1 protein-coding gene is annotated in these 261 nt (G+C 43.3%); it reads right to left on the reverse strand.

Features of this window, described 5'->3' with window-relative positions; genetic code table 11:
- Positions 1-169: 169 nt before the first annotated feature.
- On the reverse strand, positions 170-259 hold the full coding sequence (locus E8Q33_RS16845) for a biotin/lipoyl-binding protein (protein WP_136555705.1): 90 nt from the start codon (positions 257-259) through the stop codon (positions 170-172).
- Positions 260-261 lie beyond the last annotated feature (2 nt).

Raw genomic sequence — 261 nt, forward strand, 5'->3', positions numbered from 1 at the left:
ATTCGCTGACCTTTAATGCGGAGCAACCACATCGTCCGGAAAATATTCTGCAAATGCCGATTCGTTACCTGGCAATAATTTATTACGACAGTCTGGATAGTACGACGGACATTGAGTTATAAAAAAACGGGACGATGCCCCGGTTCTCAAGTTTTCTATTCAACAGCTTTTAAGCAATTTCAATTAACACTTCACCCGGCGTAACCCGATCACCTTTAGTGACATGAATCGCCTTGACCTCACCGTCAATATTGGCCAGTA

This window comes from Methylophaga sp. SB9B, from assembly GCF_004832235.1.
Classification (GTDB): Bacteria; Pseudomonadota; Gammaproteobacteria; order Nitrosococcales; family Methylophagaceae; genus Methylophaga; species Methylophaga muralis.